The organism is Chryseobacterium endophyticum, from assembly GCF_056333165.1.
Window position 1 is genome coordinate 1 of the sequence record NZ_JBWGXE010000023.1, and the last position, 2,434, is coordinate 2,434.

The 2,434-nt window shown below is 48.8% G+C and carries 2 rRNA genes; both read left to right on the forward strand.

Going from position 1 to position 2,434, the window contains the following annotated elements:
• Positions 1-2,123 (forward strand): 23S ribosomal RNA (locus tag AC0N32_RS19725); the annotation flags it as partial.
• A 159-nt stretch (positions 2,124-2,282) separates the two neighbouring features.
• A 5S ribosomal RNA gene (gene rrf / locus AC0N32_RS19730) occupies positions 2,283-2,390 on the forward strand.
• Positions 2,391-2,434: the final 44 nt, after the last annotated feature.

The window sequence follows — 2,434 nt, forward strand, 5'->3', positions numbered from 1 at the left end:
AGTTAGTAGGATTAGACGCGAAACCTTGTGATCTACCCATGGGCAGGTTGAAGCTTTGGTAACACAAAGTGGAGGACCGAACCGGTTGACGTTGAAAAGTCTTCGGATGACCTGTGGGTAGGGGTGAAAGGCCAATCAAACTGGGAGATAGCTCGTACTCTCCGAAATGCATTTAGGTGCAGCGTCGTATATAAGTTTATTAGAGGTAGAGCTACTGATTGGATGCGGGGGTTTCATCGCCTACCAATTCCTGACAAACTCCGAATGCTAATAAATGTTCTACGGCAGTGAGGGCATGGGTGCTAAGGTCCATGTCCGAGAGGGAAAGAACCCAGACCAACAGCTAAGGTCCCCAAATTTCTGTTAAGTTGAAGCAACGCGGTTGGACTGCATTGACAGCTAGGATGTTGGCTTGGAAGCAGCCATTCATTTAAAGAGTGCGTAACAGCTCACTAGTCGAGCGGTCCGGCATGGATAATAATCGGGCATAAACAGAATACCGAAGCTATGGATTTGTACATTCGTACATCTGGTAGGAGAGCATTCTATCGGCGTAGAAGCTGAGTCGTGAGGCTTGGTGGAGCTTATAGAAAAGAAAATGTAGGCATAAGTAACGATAAAGGGGGCGAGAAACCCCCTCACCGAAAGACTAAGGTTTCCTCAGCCATGCTAATCAGCTGAGGGTTAGTCGGGACCTAACGCGAACCCGAAAGGGGTAGTGGATGGACAATGGGTTAATATTCCCATACTTGCTCACACTAAAAAGGGGACGGTTCGATGTAGCTATTGAAGACGGACGGAAGTGTCAAGGCCTAGCCTTCGGGCGAAGCTGTTATAGTGAAATCGGATCCAAGAAAAGCCGAAGTGAAGCAACCCGTACCAAAACCGACACAGGTGGTCGAGGAGAGAATCCTAAGGTGCTCGAGTGAGTCGTGGCTAAGGAACTAGGCAAAATAGTCTCGTAACTTCGGAAGAAGAGACGCCATCAGCAATGGTGGCCGCAGTGAAGAGGCCCAGGCGACTGTTTATCAAAAACACAGGACTCTGCTAAATCGAAAGATGCTGTATAGGGTCTGACACCTGCCCGGTGCTGGAAGGTTAAGGAAGGGCGTTAGCGTAAGCGAAGCGTTTGACTGAAGCCCCAGTAAACGGCGGCCGTAACTATAACGGTCCTAAGGTAGCGAAATTCCTTGTCGGGTAAGTTCCGACCTGCACGAATGGTGTAACGATCTGGGCACTGTCTCAGCCACGAGCTCGGTGAAATTGTAGTATCGGTGAAGATGCCGATTACCCGCAATGGGACGAAAAGACCCTGTGAACCTTTACTATAACTTCGTATTGACTTTGAGTAAGTAATGTGTAGGATAGGTGGGAGGCTTTGAAGCAGGCACGCTAGTGTTTGTGGAGCCAACGTTGAAATACCACCCTTTACTTACTTGGAGCCTAACTTCTTTTAGAAGGACATTGCGTGGTGGGTAGTTTGACTGGGGTGGTCGCCTCCAAAAGAGTAACGGAGGCTTTCAAAGGTACCCTCAGCACGCTTGGTAACCGTGCGTAGAGTGTAATGGCATAAGGGTGCTTGACTGTGAGACCAACAAGTCGATCAGGTGCGAAAGCAGGACATAGTGATCCGGTGGTTCCGTATGGAAGGGCCATCGCTCATAGGATAAAAGGTACTCCGGGGATAACAGGCTAGTCTCCCCCAAGAGCTCACATCGACGGGGAGGTTCGGCACCTCGATGTCGGCTCGTCACATCCTGGGGCTGGAGAAGGTCCCAAGGGTTGGGCTGTTCGCCCATTAAAGTGGCACGCGAGCTGGGTTCAGAACGTCGTGAGACAGTTCGGTCTCTATCTATTGCGGGCGTTAGATGTTTGAGAGGGCTTGATTCTAGTACGAGAGGACCGAATTGAACAAACCTCTGGTGTATCAGTTGTACCGCCAGGTGCACCGCTGAGTAGCTATGTTTGGAAGAGATAAACACTGAAAGCATATAAGTGTGAAACTCGCCTCAAGATGAGACATCTTTTAAGGGTCGTGGGAGATGACCACGTTGATAGGCTACAGGTGTAAAGTTGGTAACAGCATAGCCGAGTAGTACTAATTACCCGTAGATTTATAGCCTATAAGGTTGCAGTAAGCTTAAAGCAATATGCTGTAGGCCAAGCCTTATAAGTGCGCTACTGGTTTTGCCTTTGTGATGAAATTTACCGATAAAAAGCAGTATGCTTTATGCTGTAAGCCTCAAGCTTATAGCCTACTGCCTACAGCTATATACAACCTTTAGGGTGGTTTTAGCGGTGGGGCTCACCTGTTCCCATTCCGAACACAGAAGTTAAGCCCACCAGCGCCGATGGTACTGCTAACGCGGGAGAGTAGGTCGCCGCCAGTTTTTTTACAAACCTCATACAGCAATGTGTGAGGTTTTTTTATGTC